We start from the raw sequence: 15,722 nt of genomic DNA, 5'->3' as shown, positions 1-15,722 counted from the left end.
CGCCAGTCCGGTCGGATCGATTCCCTCCAGATGCCAGAAGGCAACTGCCTCAGTACCCAGCCCCTCCACACGCGGTCCGGTTCCCGGGGGCGCGTGCAGAGCCGCAAGGTAAGGGCGGTGGCCTTGAAAGCGTTCCCTGTTCTTAGCTCGGGATGGCGCCGGATGGTGCGACCGTCAGCCGTAAGCGCGGCGCGATCGCCGCACGGTTAATGCGTGTCCGCCACCTGCCATCCGGCCACGAAGATCGCGCGCACAACAGACGTCAACAGCACTGCGAAATACCGCCACAGCTGAGTCGAGAGCCGCCCGCGGATGACCCGAAACCCGCCGTCCACGGCAGGATTAACCATGTTGTCCCGTACCAGGGCCGTCGATGCCTTCACATTCTCGTGCGTGGCGCGGTATTCCTGCGACGCATGGCGCCAGATGCAGGGCGGTCGCATGGGCGGCTCCTGCAGGGCAGAGGCAGGATGGGTGATCGGCGGAACATGACAGGCAAGACAGACGAGACACCGCGCCGGATCGGCCCCCACGACATGGCACTGCCGGAGTTGCTGGCGCTGATCCGCGAGAGCTTTGCCGACATGGACCGCCGGATCGACCCGCCGTCCTCTATGCTGCGGATGACGACTGACAACCTGTCGCGCGCCGCCGCAGAGGGAGAGATCTGGGCCATCGGCACCCCGGTGCTGGCCTGCGTGATCCTGTCGGAGACACCCGGCGCGCTCTACCTGGGGAAGCTGGCGGTCGACCGGGCCGCGCGCGGGCGCGGATACGCGCGAGTGCTGATCGCGCGGGCCGTCCAGAGTGCGCGGGAGAGGGGGCTGCCGGCGCTTGAACTGCAGACGCGGGTCGAGCTGACCGAGAACCACGAAACCTTCGCACGGCTGGGCTTTGTCGAGACCGGGCGCACGGCCCATCCGGGCTATGACCGGCCGACCTCGATCACCATGCGCCGCCCGGTGACAGGCTGAGCGCGGACCACTGGTGTACCGCGAGACCGTCCGGCACCGGACGGGCGAGCTGCCCGCGTCTCAGCGGTTGCCGCGATCGAACCGCGCCGCATCCGCCGCCGCCCGGCGGATCGCGTTGGACTTGTGCACAGTCTCTTCGAATTCCGCCTGCGGGTCGCTGTCATAGACGATGCCGCCGCCGGCCTGGATGTACAGCGTCTCGTCCTTCAGCACGGCTGTCCGCAGCGCGATGCACATGTCCATGTCGCCGCCGGCGCTGAAATAGCCCACGCCGCCGCCGTAGACGCCGCGTTTCTCGGGCTCCAGCTCGTCGATGATCTCCATCGCGCGGACCTTCGGCGCGCCGCTCACCGTGCCCGCGGGCATCCCGGCAAAGAAGGCATCCACAGCGTCCTTGTCCGCGTCCAGCTCTCCAACCACGTTCGACACGATATGCATCACGTGGGAATAGCGTTCGATGATGAACTTCTCGGTGGGTTTCACTGTGCCGATCTTCGCCACGCGGCCCACGTCGTTGCGGCCCAGGTCCAGCAGCATGAGGTGCTCGGCCAGCTCTTTCCTGTCGGCCAGCAGATCCGCCTCCAGTGCGCGATCCTGGTCCGGCGTCGCGCCGCGCGGACGGGTCCCGGCGATCGGTCGGATCGTGACCTCGCGGCCGAAGACCCGCACCAGGATCTCGGGGCTGGCGCCGATCACCTGGAAACCGCCGAAGTTGAAATAGAACATGAAGGGCGACGGGTTCGTCCGCCGAAGCGAGCGATAGAGCGCGAAGGGCGGCAGCCGGAACGGCTGGGACCAGCGTTGCGAGGGCACCACCTGGAAGATGTCGCCGGCGCGGATGTACTCCTTCGCCGTCTCCACGGCAGCCCTGTAGCCTTCGGGCGTGAAGTTCGATTGCGGCTCGGCCTCGGTATCCGCCTCGCCCATCTCGCGGCTGTCGCCGGGCAGGGCGCGGTCGAGGTCGCGGATCGCGTCCATCACCCGCTCCGCCGCCTGGGCATAGGCCGCCCGGGCCGACAGCCCGTCCGACACCCAGGCCGGCGCCACCACGATGACTTCGCCCTTCACCCCGTCCAGCACGGCCACGACGGAGGGCCGCAGCATCACCGCGTCGGGCAGGCCCATGGGATCGGGCGGCACGTCGGGCAGGTGCTCCACCAGCCGCACCGTGTCATAGCCCAGGTAGCCGAACAGCCCGGCCGCCGATTGCGGCAGGTTATCGGGCAGGTCGATCCGGCTCTCGCCGATCAGCGCGCGCAGGTTGTCGAGCGGGTTGCCCTCCTGCGGCGTGAACCCGTCGGGATCGTAGCGGGCCGCGCGGTTGATCTCGCTCGTCTCGCCCCGGCAGCGCCAGATCAGGTCCGGCTTCAGCCCGACGATCGAATACCGCCCGCGCACCTCGCCGCCGGTCACCGATTCCAGCATGAAGGCGTTTTCCGCCGCCCCGGCCAGTTTCAGCATCAGCGTCACGGGCGTGTCGAGATCCGCGGCCAGCCGCGCATAGACCACCTGGCTTTCACCGGCCTCGTAGGCCCTGGCGAAGCTGTTGAAATCCGGGGTCAGTTCCATGTCGGCGGGCCCTACTGAAAGCTGTTGAGAACCGCGTTCACGGCGTTCTGGTCGATCTGCGGGTTGGCCCGGACCTGGGTGTCGTAGGTGAAGGCCTGGAACAGCGCGTTCGACAGCTGCTGGTCGAGCTGGCCGGTCAGGGCCTCGCGGATCTGGGCGGTCTGCCCGTCCTGCGCCGGTTCCAGCATCGCGTCGAGCCGCACGATGACCACGCCGGCCTCGCCGCTGACCACCCGCACCTCGCCTTCCTCGTCCATCTCGAACACCTCGGCCATCATCGAGAAGGGCGCACCGGGGATGAAATCGGACCGGGTCAGTGCCGCCTCGCTGGTGGCGGCCAGACCCGCGTCCTCGAAGGTGGCGCCGTCCTGCAGCCCGGCCAGGATCCCGTCGGCCTGCTCGGTCAGGCGCGCCTCGATCTCGGCCCGGGTCCAGGCGTCGTCCACCGCGGCCAGCGCGTCCTCGAAGGGGCGCGGGCGCTCGGGCAGGGTCTCGTCCAGGCGCATGGCGATGATGGACCCGTCGTCGAGGAATTTCACCTCGGGGAAATCATCCTCGGTCAGCGCGGCGGCGGCCTCGCGGAAATCGGGGTAGGCGGCGACGCCGGATTCCAGCCCCTCGGACCAGTCGATCTGGCCCAGCTCCATCTCGGTCTCCGCCGACAGGTCCTCGAGCCGCGCGCCACCGGCGAGCAGGTCGTTGATATCCTCGGACTGCGCCTCGATCACACGGCGGGCGCGGTCGCTGGCCAGCTCGTCGCGCAGCTCGGGCTCGGCCTCTTCAAAGGCGGTCTGGCGGGCCGCGACGACACCGTTCACCCGGAACAGCGCGGGGCCGAGGGGCGAGGGCAGGGGGCCGACCACGGCACCGAAGTCGGCGTCGAAGACCGCGTCGCCGGCCTCGCCCAGCTCATTGCGGGTCAGGTCGCCCAGGTCCACGTCCAGAAGCGACAGGCTACGGTCCGAGACCAGCTGTTCGAAGGTGGTGCCGCCGACTTCAAGCTGCGCGGCCGCTTCCTGCGCGGCGGCCTCGGTCTGAAAGACCAGCCGGTCGACCAGGCGCCGCTCGGGCACGTCGTATTCCTCGATCCGCTCTTGATAAAGGTTGCGCAGCGCGGCCTCGTCGACCTCGACACTGTCTAGGATCATCTCGGGCGACAGCAGCGCATAGGTGATCGACTTGCTTTCGGGCAGGCGGAACATGTCGGGGTTGTCGTCGTAAAAGGCCCTCAGCTCTTCCTCGGTCGGTTCGGGCAGCGGCTCGGCCAGGTCGGCCTCGGTCAGCGGGGCCCAGGTGAAGCTGCGGCGCGCGCCGATGAACTCGACGATCGCGTCGGTCATCTCGGACGGCATCTCGACGCCCGAGACGATGGCGTCCTGCAGCAGGGTGCGGCCGGCCTCGTCGCGCAGGTCGGATTCGAACTCGCTCTCGGTCATGCCGATCCCGTCGAGCGCCAGGCGATAGCTGTCGCGGTCAAAGGTGCCGCCCGGTCCCTGGAAGGCCGGCACGCGGCGGATCTCTTCGCTGAGGGTCTCGTCGCCGATCGACAGGCCCATGTCCTTTGCCTCTCCGTCCAGCGCGGCAATCATCACCAGCCGGGACACCGCCTGCTGGTCCAGCCCGATGGAGCGTGCCAGCTCCATCGTGACCGGCTGGCCGATCTGGGCCTGGGCGGCGCGCATCTCCTGCTGCATCTCGCGGGCGAATTCGTCCGTGGTGATCTGCTCGCTTCCGACCTTGCCGATGGTGCGGATGGTGCCGGTCAGGTTGGTCGCGCCGAAGCCGGCCAGGCCCACGATGAGCATCGCCATCAGGACCCAGACGGCCATCTTGCCAACCTTGTTGCCCTTTGCCATGTCGCCTCTCCCCGGTGATCGTGTTGTGGGTGTCACTTTGTTTTCGCGCGCCATTCCATACGCGGGGCAGGCGGCGGGGACAAGGCGTCGCAGCGGCTGCCGCCCTGATCAGATCGTGAGGCCGCGCGCCCGGCTCAGCCCGGGATGCCGGCCAGCCGGTCGTAAAGGCGCCCGATCCCGGCGCGGTCGAGATTGGCAAAGGCCACCCGCAGCTCGCGCGCGCCGCGCGGATCGTCGTCGGCGCGGAACATGGTGGAGGGCAGCAGCAGCACGCCATGCTCGCGCACCAGCCAGGGCGCCAGCTGATCCGAGGGCATGTCGAACGGGTGCCGGAAATAGGCGAAATAGGCGCCCAGCCCCAGCAACTCCCAGCCCTTGGCGGCGATCTGCGGCAGCCCGTCGGTGATGGCGGCGCGACGGTCGAGGATCTCGGCGCGCTCGCCCGCCAGCCACTGGTCGAGGTTACGCAGCCCCCACAGTGCCGCGATCTGGCCGATCTGGCTGGGGCAGATGGTGACGCTGTCGATGAATTTCTCGATCTCGGCCAGGTGGCTTTCGGCGGCCGTCACGGCCCCGACACGGTGGCCGGTCAGGCGATAGGCCTTGGAAAAGGAATAAAGCTGGATCAGCGTGTCGGACCAGTCGGGATCGGCAAAGAGGTCATGCGGCGCATCCGGCGCGGCATGGAAGTCGCGATAGGTCTCGTCGAGGATCAGCTTGATGCCGCGCTCCCGGCACAGATCGAACAGCGCGCGCAAGAGCGGCGCGGGGTATTCGACGCCGGCGGGATTGTTGGGGCTGACGATAGCGATGGCCTTCGTGCGCGGCGTGATCAGCGCCGCCGCCTGATCCGGATCCGGCAGCATGTCGGCCCCCGTCGGCAGCACCACCGTGCCCAGGCCGCACATGTCCAGCCACATGCGGTGATTGAAGTACCACGGCGACGGCAGGATCACCTCGTCCCCCTCGTTGGTCAGCGCCATGATCGAGGCGGCGAAGGCCTGGTTGCACCCGGAGGTGATCGCCACCTGGCGCGCGCCGATCTCTCCGCCATAGGCGCTCTGCCACCGCGCGGCCAGTTCGGCCCGCAGCTCGGACAGGCCAAGGTCCGGCCCGTAAAGATGCGCGGCATCGTTGTGCAGCGCGGCCTCGGCCATGGCCTGGCGCAGCGGTTCCGGCGGCGGATCGACCGGGGCGGCCTGGCAGACATTGATCAGCGGCCGCTCGGGCGGGAAGGTCACGCCATCGAGCCAGCGCGAGGCGGCCATGACCGGCGGGGCGAAGGTGGATCTGGTACGGCTGTGCATTCTTCTGAACCCGTGGCTCCGGTTGCGATGTCGGTCTGGAGTATTTGGCCAAAGGTGAAACAGCAGGACGCCCCAAGGACCAGAGCGCGCCGCGGGATTTCACGCCACATCAGGGTAGCGCGCGACCCGGGTCTTCATCTTTGCACAAATACTCCCCACTGCCGGATCAACCGGCGCCGAGGTCAATCCTGGCCGCGATACGGTTCCACGTATTGCAGCGCCATGTCCCAGGGGAAGAAGATCCAGGTGTCCTGGCTGACCTCGGTGATGAAGGTATCGACCATGGGTCGGCCCTTGGGCTTGGCGTAGACCGTGGCGAAATGCGCCTTGGGGTACATCTTGCGCACAACGTCGAGCGTCTTGCCGGTGTCGACCAGGTCGTCGACGATCAGGATGCCGGTGCCGTCGCCCATCAGCTCTGCGTCCGGCGTCTTCAGCACCTTGGTGTCGGCCTGCTTCTGCCAGTCGTAGGACTTGATCGAGATCGTGTCGATCGTGCGGATGTCGAGCTCGCGCGCGACGATCATCGCGGGCGCCATGCCGCCGCGGGTGATCGCCACCACCGCGCGCCAGTTGCCGTCGTCGGGCCCGTGCCCGTCCAGCCGCCAGGCCAGCGCCCGGCTGTCGCGGTGGATCTGATCCCACGAGATGTGGAAGCCCTTTTCATGCGGCAGACGGTCGTTCATGGCGGCCTCCTCGGGCTCGGCTCTCTGTCAGCTCTTGTCGATATCGGGGGCGTCGACGGCCTTCATGCCGACCACGTGATAGCCCGCATCCACGTGCAGCACCTCGCCGGTCACGCCGCCGCCCAGGTCCGACAGCAGGTAAAGCGCGGAATTGCCCACGTCTTCGGTCGTCACGTTGCGGCGCAGGGGCGAATTCAGCTCGTTCCACTTCATGATGTAGCGGAAGTCGCCGATGCCGGAGGCGGCCAGCGTCTTGATCGGGCCGGCCGAGATCGCGTTCACGCGGATGCCGTCCTTGCCCAGGTCCTCGGCCAGGTACTTGACCGAGGCCTCGAGCGCGGCCTTGGCGACGCCCATCATGTTGTAATGCGGCATGACCTTCTCGGCGCCGTAATAGGTCAGCGTCAGGGCCGCGCCGCCGGGCGACATCATCTTCTCGGCCCGCTGCATCACGGCGGTGAAGGAAAACACCGAGATGTCCATCGAGGTCAGGAAGTTGTCGCGCGTGGTGTCAAGATAGCGGCCACGCAGCTGGGTCTTGTCGGAGAACGCCACGGCATGGACGATGAAATCCAGCCCGTCCCAGCGCTGGCCCAGGTCCGAGAACAGCGTGTCGATGCTGTCGGCGTCCGACACGTCGCAGGGCAGGACGATATCGCTGCCCAGCTGGGCGGCCAGCGGATCGACGCGTTTCTTCAGCGCCTCACCCTGGTAGGAGAATGCCAGCTCGGCGCCCGCGTTGGCGCAGGCGCGCGCGATGCCCCATGCGATGGACTTGTCATTGGCAAGCCCCATGATCAGTCCGCGTTTTCCCGCCATCAGACCTGCTGCCATCGCCAAAGCTCCACCTTCGTTTGGATTGGGCCCGACCTTTATGCGATTGGCTGTCACCCTGCAAGGCGCTAGCTATGAGCCGCGCGCAAAGCCCGTGCAGCCAAGGAAAGGACCTATCATGACCCGCCTGAACGACAGGAGCGACCGCGACGGCATCTTTGCCGGGGATCAGCCCTTTGAAATCGTGCGCCGCTGGATGGCCGAGGCAGAGGCGAGCGAGCTGAACGATCCCAATGCGATCGCGCTGTCGACGGTGGATGACACCGGCCTGCCGAACGCCCGGATGGTCCTGTTGAAGGAGGTCGAGGACGACGCCTTTGTCTTCTATACAAATTACGAAAGCGCCAAGGCGCGCGAGCTCGACAGCGCCGGCAAGGCCGCCTTCGTGATGCACTGGAAGTCGCTGCGCCGCCAGGTGCGGGCGCGGGGCATCGTCACCAAGGAGAACGGGCCCAAGGCGGATGAATATTACAGCTCGCGCTCGATCAAGAGCCGGCTGGGCGCCTGGGCCTCGGCGCAGTCGCGGCCGCTGGACAGCCGCGGAACGCTGATGGCCGAGGTCGCGAAAGTGACCGCGCGTCACGGTCCGAACCCGCCGAGACCGCCCTTCTGGGGTGGCTACAGGATTGTGCCCGTGGAGATAGAATTCTGGGCCGACGGCGCCTTCAGGTTGCATGATCGCTTCGTCTGGCGAAGGTCAAACGCAGGCTCCGATTGGGTAATCGAGCGTCTGAATCCGTGAAACTCACGTTACGTGAGTTTATATCCTGTTGAGTAGGTTGGAGATTTTCTGCTTGAAAGTGACCTGACTGATCCGGCAAACCTAGCAGCGGGATGACACTACACTCAAAACTAAGAACAGGTACCCAATTGGCTGATGTGACAAGTGATGCACGTCTGGTTCAAGGTAGCGTGAAATGGTTCGACCCGGCAAAGGGTTACGGTTTCGTTGTCGCTGACAGCGGCGGGCCGGACATTCTTCTCCATGTCAACGTTCTGCGTAATTTTGGGCAGTCGTCGGTGGCGGATGGAAGTCGAATCGAGGTTCTGGCACACAGCACGTCGCGGGGGGTGCAGGCCACGGAAGTGACCTCCATCACGCCCCCGGACAGCGGGACGACTGCCGAACTTTCGGATTTCGCGATGCTCGATCCGGAGGAGGTGCGTCAGGCCCCTCTCGAACCCGCGAGGGTGAAGTGGTTCGACAAGGGAAAGGGCTTTGGCTTTGCCAATATCTTTGGTAAGGCCGAGGACGTGTTCCTGCATATCGAAGTGCTTCGCCGGTCCGGTCTTGCGGATCTGCAACCGGGCGAGGCGCTGGCGATGCGCGTGATCAACGGGCGTCGGGGTCGCATGGCGGCCGAGGTCTTTTCCTGGGAAAAGGCAACGCCCCTGAACGAAGGCTGATCCGGCCCGTCCCGCGTGGAACCGGACCGGGTCCGGGCCCTGCGCCGGGACGGGATGTCCGGGCCGTCGGGCTCATCGGCGATCCGGGCGTCGGGCCCGGGAGAGGCATCCGGGGCAGGGCGGCTCGGTTCCGGGCCGCATCCTCCAGGCAGAAGCGAGGACGAGAGAATGCGCATATCGGTGGCGCTGGCGGGAATTTTGTTGGCCGGCGTGGTCGGGGTGCAGGGCGCCCTGGCCGCCTGCAGCCCCGAGGTGGTCGGGCTGCGCGGCGATTGGGGGCAGCTGCGGTTCAACGTGACCGTGGCCGACGACGATCCGTCGCGCGCGCAGGGCCTGATGGATGTCGAAGAGATGCCCAACAGCACCGGCATGCTCTTTGTTTTCGATCCGCCGCGGTCGGTGTCCTTCTGGATGAAGAACACGCTGATCCCGCTGGACATGATCTTTACCGACGAGACCGGCACCGTGGTGCGCGTGCATTCGAACGCGATCCCGGGTGATTTGACGCCGATCCCCGGCGGCGATGGCATCTACACCGTGCTCGAGATAAACGGAGGGCTCGCGGACCGCTACGGCATCGCCGAGGGCAGCGAACTGCAGCACCCGGTCTATGGCGAAGAGGCCGCCTGGCCCTGCGAGTGACCGGCTGGGAGGAGGCAGGCTTTCCGATCCTGTCGACAGCGCCCGGCCCTCGCGCCGCGGCGCCGTCTGCGCCCACCCGCCCACCCATGCGCAGCCGTCCCCGCGGCACGAGGGCCGGGCGGGGGCGGAGGCGCTGAGGCGCAGGTCGCCGATCCTGGCGCGGGCACGGTCGAATCGGCCTTTTCAAAGCCCTGGTCAGCGTCTAGGAAGGCGCATGGTCCGGGGCGTGGCGCAGTCTGGTAGCGCACCTGTTTTGGGTACAGGGGGTCGTGAGTTCGAATCTCGCCGCCCCGACCATCTTTCCTGACAATCGGCGGTGTTCATGGGGCCGCTGGCCCGCGTGGCCCTGCGGCGTGCATGTCGGTATCGCCATGCCTCCGGTCAGGCCAGCCCGGCAATGGGCCCCTCGATCAATCCTATGAGATCGCCGAAATACCCGCCCGAGCGCGCCGGGCGCATCGGGTCCGAACTGATCGCCACGGCAAGGCCGCGTTCGGGATGGGCGGCGATGATCTGCCCGCCGTAGCCCCGGGCAAGCATCCAGCCCGTCCGGCTGACGAACCAGCCCAGCCCGTAGCCCAGCCCGCTGAACGGGGACCGCGTCCGCGCCCTGGCGCTGTCCCGGGCCCAGTCGGCAGAGACCACCTGCCGGCCGTCATAGACCCCGCCGTCACGCATCATCAGCGCCACCTGCAGCATCGCGCGCGGGCTCAGCGCCATCTGGTTGCCGCCCATGTAATAGCCCTGCGGATCGCGGGTCCAGGCGGGGATCTCGACCCCCAGCCCCTCTCCCAGCCTCTGGCGCATCAGCGTCGCCAGGCTTTCACCCGTGACCTCGGCCAGCGCCGCGCCCAGGACATGGGTCGTGCCGGTGGAATAGATCATCCGCCCGCCATTCTCGGCCACGCGCGGCTGGCGCAGGACATAGGCCACCCAGTTCGACGACGCGATCCAGGCGCCGTAGTTCGGACCCGAGGTGCTTTGCAGCCCCGCGCGCAGGGTGACGAGGTCGCCGAAGGTCAGATCCGCGACGCCGTCGGTCGCGTCCGACGGGATCAGGCCCGGCGCGGCCTCGCCCAGGGTGGTGGAAAGGCTGGCGATCTCGCCGCGTGCGATGCAGCTGCCGAGGATCAGCGCCACGAGGCTCTTGGAGCAGGACTTGATATTGGCCGGCGTCGCCAGGCCCCGGCCGCGCGGCGCCTCTTCCAGCAGGGTCTCGTCGCCGCGCTGGATCAGGATGGCGTGCAGCTGGTCCATCCCGGCGGCGGCCTGCCGGATCGCGTCGATCTCCGGGGCAACGTCTTGTGCAGCGGTTTGGGCGCGCAGCAGCGCCGGGGAAGCGAGGGCGAGGGGCAGGGCCAGGGAGAAGGTACGGCGAGAGAACATGCAAGGTCCGTGGTCGGGTGTGGATGAGGTCTGTGACTTAGCGGGACCTGAGCAGAAGATCAGGGTTCGCACCGACAGCACATCAACATGTCCTCGCGCGGGTGTGATCAGGGCCGGGCCTGCAGCGGCCGGACCACCATATGTAGGGGGGCATCTACTCCGGCGTGCCGCCGGCCTTGCGATAAAGCGCATTGATCGTCTGCCCAAGCCGTTCGTCCGGCAGGCGGATCTGCAGCTCCTGCTGGTTGCGGCGCGGCACGTTCAGAAAGATGTCGTTCTGCACCAGATAGCCGATCCCGTCGAGCGGCTCGCTTGTGGTGAAGCGGATCACCAGCTCGGGCAGGTCGTCGAGCATGCCATCGTAGCTGAGGATGATCGCGGCGGTGGTGTCGGGCGGCAGCAACTCGCGGCATTCTGCGAAATTGCGGTCGGGGCGGACATAGGATTGCGCCGGGCCCTCGCAGGCGGCGCGGAACGCGGCGTAGAGCGGTTCGGGAAATTCGGAGAATCGCGCCCGCCCCGTGGCCGGATCCACAGCATCTTGTGTGGCACACCCTGCCGCGAACATAGGCATTGCGAGCAGGACTATACGAAGACCGTGCCCGATCGCGCGGGTTTTCAGCCTTGCGGCTGTGACAATTCGATCCCGAATCCGGAAGCAATTCCATCCACCGGCGCCGCGCGCGGTCTGGGGACAAGTCAAAGCGATCTCTCAACTCCTGTCGGCAAGAGGCTTGAAAGCAAAGCCCAAACGGGCCTGCCCCCGAGGCGGGTTCCGATGTGAGTGAATCATGGCCGGGGGACCGGCGGCAACGGTTAACTTGTGGTCAACGCAAAAGTTTGGGCCGCGGGGCAAAAAACTCCGTTGACCCGACCCGTTAATATACGTCAATTTGTGCGAGCGAACCGACCAGCCACTATATGTAGCGCAGACTACAAGGGGTCAGCGGGTCGCAAAGGGACAGTAGACCAACACCAGCACATGGCGGCTGACGTCGCGACGAAACCCCCGGCCCACAAGGGGGGGTGAGACAGGTTTTGTGTCGCTTCTGCAATCAGGTACCGGATGCAGTGCCGCATCCGGGGCACGGGGACAATAGCGATGAAGATCGAACGTAAATTCACCGAGGCAGGCAAGGACGCATACGCGGCCCTTGATTTCGTGGCAGCCACCTCCGAGATCCGGAACCCGGACGGGACCATCGTGTTCCGGCTCGAGAACATCGAGGTTCCGGCCTCGTGGAGCCAGGTCGCCAGCGACGTGATCGCGCAGAAATACTTCCGCAAGGCCGGCGTGCCGACACGGCTGAAGAAGGTCAAGGAACGCGGCGTTCCCGAATTCCTGTGGCGCTCGGTGCCCGATGGGGACGACGTTGAGACCACGGGCGAAACTTCGTCCAAGCAGGTCTTCGACCGTCTCGCAGGCGCCTGGGCCTACTGGGGCTGGAAGGGTGGCTATTTCACCACCGAGGACGACGCCCGCGCCTATTACGACGAGATGCGCCACATGCTGGCCGCCCAGATGGGCGCGCCGAACTCGCCGCAATGGTTCAACACCGGCCTGTACTGGGCCTATGGCATCGACGGGCCCAGCCAGGGCCATTACTACGTCGATTTCAAGACCGGCAAGCTGACCAAGTCCGCCAGCGCCTATGAACATCCGCAGCCCCACGCCTGCTTCATCCAGTCGGTTCAGGACGATCTGGTGAACGAAGGCGGCATCATGGATCTCTGGGTCCGCGAGGCACGCCTGTTCAAATACGGATCCGGCACCGGCACCAATTTCTCGCACCTGCGGGCCGAGGGGGAATCCCTGTCCGGCGGCGGCAAATCCTCGGGCCTGATGGGCTTTCTCAAGATCGGCGACCGCGCGGCCGGCGCGATCAAGTCGGGCGGCACCACGCGCCGCGCGGCCAAGATGGTGATCTGCGATGCCGATCACCCCGACATTGAGGATTTCATCAACTGGAAGGTGCTCGAAGAGCAGAAGGTGGCAAGCATCGTCGCCGGTTCCAAGATGCACGAAGAGAAGCTGAACGGCATCTTCGAGGCCATCGCCGCCTGGGATGGCGCGCTGGAGGATGCCGTCGATCCGGCGAAGAACGACAGCCTGAAATCCGCGATCCGCGCGGCGAAAAAGTCCTCGATCCCCGAGACTTACATCAAGCGGGTGCTGGATTATGCCAGGCAGGGCCACACCTCGATCGAATTCCCGACCTATGACACGGACTGGGATTCCGAAGCTTACAACACCGTGTCGGGCCAGAACTCCAACAACTCGATCCGCGTCACCGACGCCTTCCTGCACGCCGTCGAAAAGGACGCCGACTGGCAGCTGATCAACCGCAAGGACGGCAAGGTCGCCAAGACCGTGAAGGCGCGCGATCTGTGGGAACAGGTCGGCCACGCCGCCTGGGCCTGTGCCGATCCGGGCATCCAGTACCACGACACGATCAACGCCTGGCACACCTGCCCCGAAGACGGGGAGATCCGCGGCTCGAACCCATGTTCGGAATACATGTTCCTCGATGACACCGCCTGCAACCTGGCGTCGATGAACCTGCTGACCTTCCTCAAGGACGGCGAGTTCAGGGCCGAGGACTACATGCACGCGGCGCGGCTTTGGACCGTGACGCTGGAAATCTCGGTGACCATGGCGCAGTTCCCGTCGAAGGAAATCGCACAGCTCTCCTACGATTTCCGGACCCTGGGCCTGGGCTATGCCAATATCGGCGGCCTGCTGATGAACCTCGGGATCAGCTATGACAGCGATGAGGGTCGTGCCCTGTGCGGCGCGCTGACCGCGATCATGACCGGCGTGTCCTATGCGACCTCGGCCGAGATGGCCGGAGAGCTGGGCGCCTTCCCGAGCTACGAGCGCAACGCGGCCCACATGCTGCGGGTCATCCGCAACCACCGCACCGCGGCCTACGGGCTGAGCGAGGGCTACGAAGGGCTGGCGACGCCGCCCGTGCCGCTGGACCAGGACAACTGCCCCGACCAGAAGCTGGTCGCCCTGGCCGAGAAGGCCTGGGACGAGGCGCTGCGGCTGGGCGAGGCGCATGGCTACCGCAACGCGCAATCCACCGTGATCGCGCCGACCGGCACCATCGGCCTGGTGATGGATTGCGACACCACCGGGATCGAGCCCGACTTCGCCCTGGTGAAGTTCAAGAAACTTGCGGGGGGCGGCTACTTCAAGATCATCAACCGCTCGGTTCCCGCCGCGCTTGAGAAGATGGGCTATGCCTCGACCGAGATCGAGGACATCATTGGCTATGCGGTGGGCCACGGCACCATCGCCACCGCGCCCGGCGTCAACCACCTGACGCTGGCCGGCCACGGCTTTGGCGAGGCCGAGTTCGCCCGGATCGAAGCCGCGCTGGAAAGCGCCTTCGACATCCGCTTCGTCTTCAACCAGTGGACCCTGGGCGAGGAATTCTGCAGCGGCATCCTCGGCATCCCGGCCGAGAAGCTGAACGACCCGACCTTCGACCTGCTCAAGCACCTGGGCTACACCAAGGCGGATATCGACGCGGCCAACGACTACGTCTGCGGGACCATGACGCTGGAAGGCGCCCCGCACCTGAAGGACGAGCACCTGACCGTCTTCGACTGCGCCAACCCCTGCGGCAAGAAGGGCAAGCGCTATCTCTCGGTCGACAGCCACATCACCATGATGGCCGCCGCCCAGTCGTTCATCTCGGGCGCGATCTCCAAGACGATCAACATGCCCAACGATGCGACGATCGAGGATTGCCAGAAGGCCTATGAACGCTCCTGGGCGCTGGGTGTGAAGGCCAACGCGCTCTACCGCGACGGCTCCAAACTGTCCCAGCCGCTGGCCTCCGCGCTGGTCGAGGATGACGAGGACGCCGCCGAGACCCTGGAAACCGGCACGCCCCAGCAGAAGGCGCAGGTGCTGGCCGAGAAGATCATCGAAAAGGTGGTCGTAAAGGAGATCGTGCGCTCGCACCGCGAGAAGATGCCGGAGCGCCGCAAGGGCTATACCCAGAAGGCGATCGTCGGCGGCCACAAGGTCTATCTGCGGACGGGTGAGTACAAGGACGGCTCGCTCGGCGAGATCTTCATCGACATGCACAAGGAAGGCGCCGGCTTCCGGGCGATGATGAACAACTTCGCCATCGCCGTGTCGGTCGGGCTTCAGTACGGCGTGCCGCTGGAGGAATTCGTCGACGCCTTCACCTTCACCAAGTTCGAACCCGCCGGCATGGTCCAGGGCAACGACTCGATCAAGAACGCGACCTCGATCCTCGACTACATCTTCCGGGAACTGGCGGTCTCCTACCTCGACCGTACGGACCTGGCGCATGTGGCCCCCAAGGGCGCGACCTTCGACGACATCGGCCGGGGCGAAGAGGAAGGGGTGTCCAACATCTCCGAACTCTCCGACACGGCGGCGACCAAGTCGCTTGAGGTGCTCAAGCAGATCTCGTCCACGGGCTACCTGCGCAAGCGCCTGCCGAAGGACTTCGTTGTCTTCAACGGCGGGGCGGCGGCTGCCGCGCTCGATACCGTGTCCTCCGTCCAGACGCTGGAGACCGGCACCGGCGGCACCGCAACGGTGACCGCGACCACGACCGAGGTCTCCTCGGGCTCGGTGTCGATGGATGCACGGACCAAGGCGCGCATGCAGGGCTACGAAGGCGAGGCCTGCGGCGAATGCGGCAACTACACGCTGGTGCGCAACGGCACCTGCATGAAGTGCAACACCTGCGGCGGCACATCGGGCTGCAGCTGATCACGCGTTAAGGCGCCACTTTGCGCCCAGGGGCCGGGGATCGCCACGGCGACCGGCCCCGACGAAACAGAATACCGGAGCCCTGCTGTCCCTTGTGGGTCTCTGGTGTGGAGTGGGACGGAATATCAGTCCTTCCACTCTGTCCCGGGGCGGGTGCGCTCGCCCTAGACGTCGGCCAGGCCGCAGGCAGAAAAAGACGGGCGGTAAACTAGAATGAGCCTGGATGACGAAACTTCGGAGGGCCTTGCGCCCTCCGTTTTTATGTATCGAGGCAGGGTGTTAGGGCGCAAAGCTCAGGT

General features: G+C 66.2%; 13 protein-coding genes and 1 tRNA gene. 6 read left to right on the top strand and 8 right to left on the bottom strand.

Features of this window, described 5'->3' with window-relative positions; genetic code table 11:
- Positions 1–206: 206 nt before the first annotated feature.
- Positions 207–443 carry a hypothetical protein gene (locus ATO3_RS08595; protein ID WP_088649444.1) on the bottom strand — a complete coding sequence of 79 codons (237 nt, stop codon included), beginning with the start codon at positions 441–443 and terminating at the stop codon, positions 207–209.
- A 45-nt stretch (positions 444–488) separates the two neighbouring features.
- Here ATO3_RS08595 and ATO3_RS08590 point away from each other — a divergent pair, with 45 nt between their 5' ends.
- Positions 489–974, top strand: coding sequence for a GNAT family N-acetyltransferase (locus ATO3_RS08590; protein ID WP_088649443.1), 486 nt, complete (start codon positions 489–491; stop codon positions 972–974).
- Between the two features lie 60 nt (positions 975–1,034).
- Here the strand turns inward: ATO3_RS08590 and trpE are convergent, their stop codons facing one another.
- From trpE to fabI, 5 genes are all read right to left on the bottom strand, one after another.
- Positions 1,035–2,543, bottom strand: a complete 1,509-nt coding sequence (trpE, locus tag ATO3_RS08585) for an anthranilate synthase component I (RefSeq protein ID WP_088649442.1) — start codon at positions 2,541–2,543, stop codon at positions 1,035–1,037.
- 11 nt (positions 2,544–2,554) lie between these two features.
- Positions 2,555–4,399 carry a peptidyl-prolyl cis-trans isomerase gene (locus ATO3_RS08580; RefSeq protein ID WP_088649441.1) on the bottom strand — a complete coding sequence of 615 codons (1,845 nt, stop codon included), beginning with the start codon at positions 4,397–4,399 and terminating at the stop codon, positions 2,555–2,557.
- 134 nt (positions 4,400–4,533) lie between these two features.
- Complete coding sequence (locus tag ATO3_RS08575) at positions 4,534–5,706, bottom strand: aminotransferase (protein WP_088649440.1); 1,173 nt, start codon at positions 5,704–5,706, stop codon at positions 4,534–4,536.
- Positions 5,707–5,888: 182 nt separating this feature from the next.
- Positions 5,889–6,392 (bottom strand): xanthine phosphoribosyltransferase, encoded by a 504-nt coding sequence (gpt, locus tag ATO3_RS08570; protein ID WP_088649439.1) that lies wholly within the window; start codon positions 6,390–6,392, stop codon positions 5,889–5,891.
- A 27-nt stretch (positions 6,393–6,419) separates the two neighbouring features.
- Positions 6,420–7,226, bottom strand: a complete 807-nt coding sequence (gene fabI, locus ATO3_RS08565; RefSeq protein WP_088649438.1) for an enoyl-ACP reductase FabI — start codon at positions 7,224–7,226, stop codon at positions 6,420–6,422.
- A 118-nt stretch (positions 7,227–7,344) separates the two neighbouring features.
- On the opposite strand from fabI, the gene pdxH reads away from it, so the two are divergent.
- The 4 genes from pdxH (at position 7,345) to ATO3_RS08545 (ending at position 9,572) form a co-directional block, all read left to right on the top strand.
- On the top strand, positions 7,345–7,968 hold the full coding sequence (pdxH, locus tag ATO3_RS08560; RefSeq protein ID WP_088649437.1) for a pyridoxamine 5'-phosphate oxidase: 624 nt from the start codon (positions 7,345–7,347) through the stop codon (positions 7,966–7,968).
- Between the two features lie 128 nt (positions 7,969–8,096).
- Positions 8,097–8,633, top strand: coding sequence for a cold-shock protein (locus ATO3_RS08555; protein ID WP_233152084.1), 537 nt, complete (start codon positions 8,097–8,099; stop codon positions 8,631–8,633).
- 168 nt (positions 8,634–8,801) lie between these two features.
- Positions 8,802–9,275: a DUF192 domain-containing protein gene (locus tag ATO3_RS08550; RefSeq protein ID WP_088649435.1), complete on the top strand. Its 474-nt coding sequence runs from the start codon at positions 8,802–8,804 to the stop codon at positions 9,273–9,275.
- A gap of 220 nt (positions 9,276–9,495) precedes the next feature.
- Positions 9,496–9,572 (top strand) — tRNA-Pro (locus tag ATO3_RS08545).
- A gap of 84 nt (positions 9,573–9,656) precedes the next feature.
- Here ATO3_RS08545 and ATO3_RS08540 read toward each other — a convergent pair.
- Both ATO3_RS08540 and ATO3_RS08535 read right to left on the bottom strand, forming a co-directional pair.
- Entirely contained in the window at positions 9,657–10,661 is a 1,005-nt protein-coding gene (locus ATO3_RS08540; RefSeq protein ID WP_088649434.1) for a serine hydrolase domain-containing protein, read from the bottom strand.
- Positions 10,662–10,815: 154 nt separating this feature from the next.
- Positions 10,816–11,196 (bottom strand): hypothetical protein, encoded by a 381-nt coding sequence (locus ATO3_RS08535; protein ID WP_088649433.1) that lies wholly within the window; start codon positions 11,194–11,196, stop codon positions 10,816–10,818.
- Between the two features lie 567 nt (positions 11,197–11,763).
- Between ATO3_RS08535 and ATO3_RS08530 the strand changes: the two genes are divergently transcribed.
- Entirely contained in the window at positions 11,764–15,423 is a 3,660-nt protein-coding gene (locus tag ATO3_RS08530) for a vitamin B12-dependent ribonucleotide reductase (RefSeq protein ID WP_088649432.1), read from the top strand.
- Positions 15,424–15,722 lie beyond the last annotated feature (299 nt).

Source organism: Marinibacterium profundimaris (assembly GCF_002210095.1).
Classification (GTDB): Bacteria; Pseudomonadota; Alphaproteobacteria; order Rhodobacterales; family Rhodobacteraceae; genus Marinibacterium; species Marinibacterium profundimaris.
The sequence above is the reverse complement of the archived record's forward strand: the minus strand, read 5'-3'. Positions and strand labels throughout refer to the sequence as shown.

Excerpts from the sequence above, each read along its gene's own strand:
- ATO3_RS08530 (WP_088649432.1), top strand. The coding sequence starts at position 11,764 with ATGAAGATCGAACGTAAATTCACCGAGGCAGGCAAGGACGCATACGCG.
- ATO3_RS08595 (WP_088649444.1), bottom strand. The coding sequence starts at position 443 with ATGCGACCGCCCTGCATCTGGCGCCATGCGTCGCAGGAATACCGCGCC.
- ATO3_RS08590 (WP_088649443.1), top strand. The coding sequence starts at position 489 with ATGACAGGCAAGACAGACGAGACACCGCGCCGGATCGGCCCCCACGAC.
- ATO3_RS08580 (WP_088649441.1), bottom strand. The coding sequence starts at position 4,399 with ATGGCAAAGGGCAACAAGGTTGGCAAGATGGCCGTCTGGGTCCTGATG.
- ATO3_RS08575 (WP_088649440.1), bottom strand. The coding sequence starts at position 5,706 with ATGCACAGCCGTACCAGATCCACCTTCGCCCCGCCGGTCATGGCCGCC.
- pdxH (WP_088649437.1), top strand. The coding sequence starts at position 7,345 with ATGACCCGCCTGAACGACAGGAGCGACCGCGACGGCATCTTTGCCGGG.
- ATO3_RS08550 (WP_088649435.1), top strand. The coding sequence starts at position 8,802 with ATGCGCATATCGGTGGCGCTGGCGGGAATTTTGTTGGCCGGCGTGGTC.
- fabI (WP_088649438.1), bottom strand. The coding sequence starts at position 7,226 with ATGGCAGCAGGTCTGATGGCGGGAAAACGCGGACTGATCATGGGGCTT.
- ATO3_RS08540 (WP_088649434.1), bottom strand. The coding sequence starts at position 10,661 with ATGTTCTCTCGCCGTACCTTCTCCCTGGCCCTGCCCCTCGCCCTCGCT.
- trpE (WP_088649442.1), bottom strand. The coding sequence starts at position 2,543 with ATGGAACTGACCCCGGATTTCAACAGCTTCGCCAGGGCCTACGAGGCC.
- gpt (WP_088649439.1), bottom strand. The coding sequence starts at position 6,392 with ATGAACGACCGTCTGCCGCATGAAAAGGGCTTCCACATCTCGTGGGAT.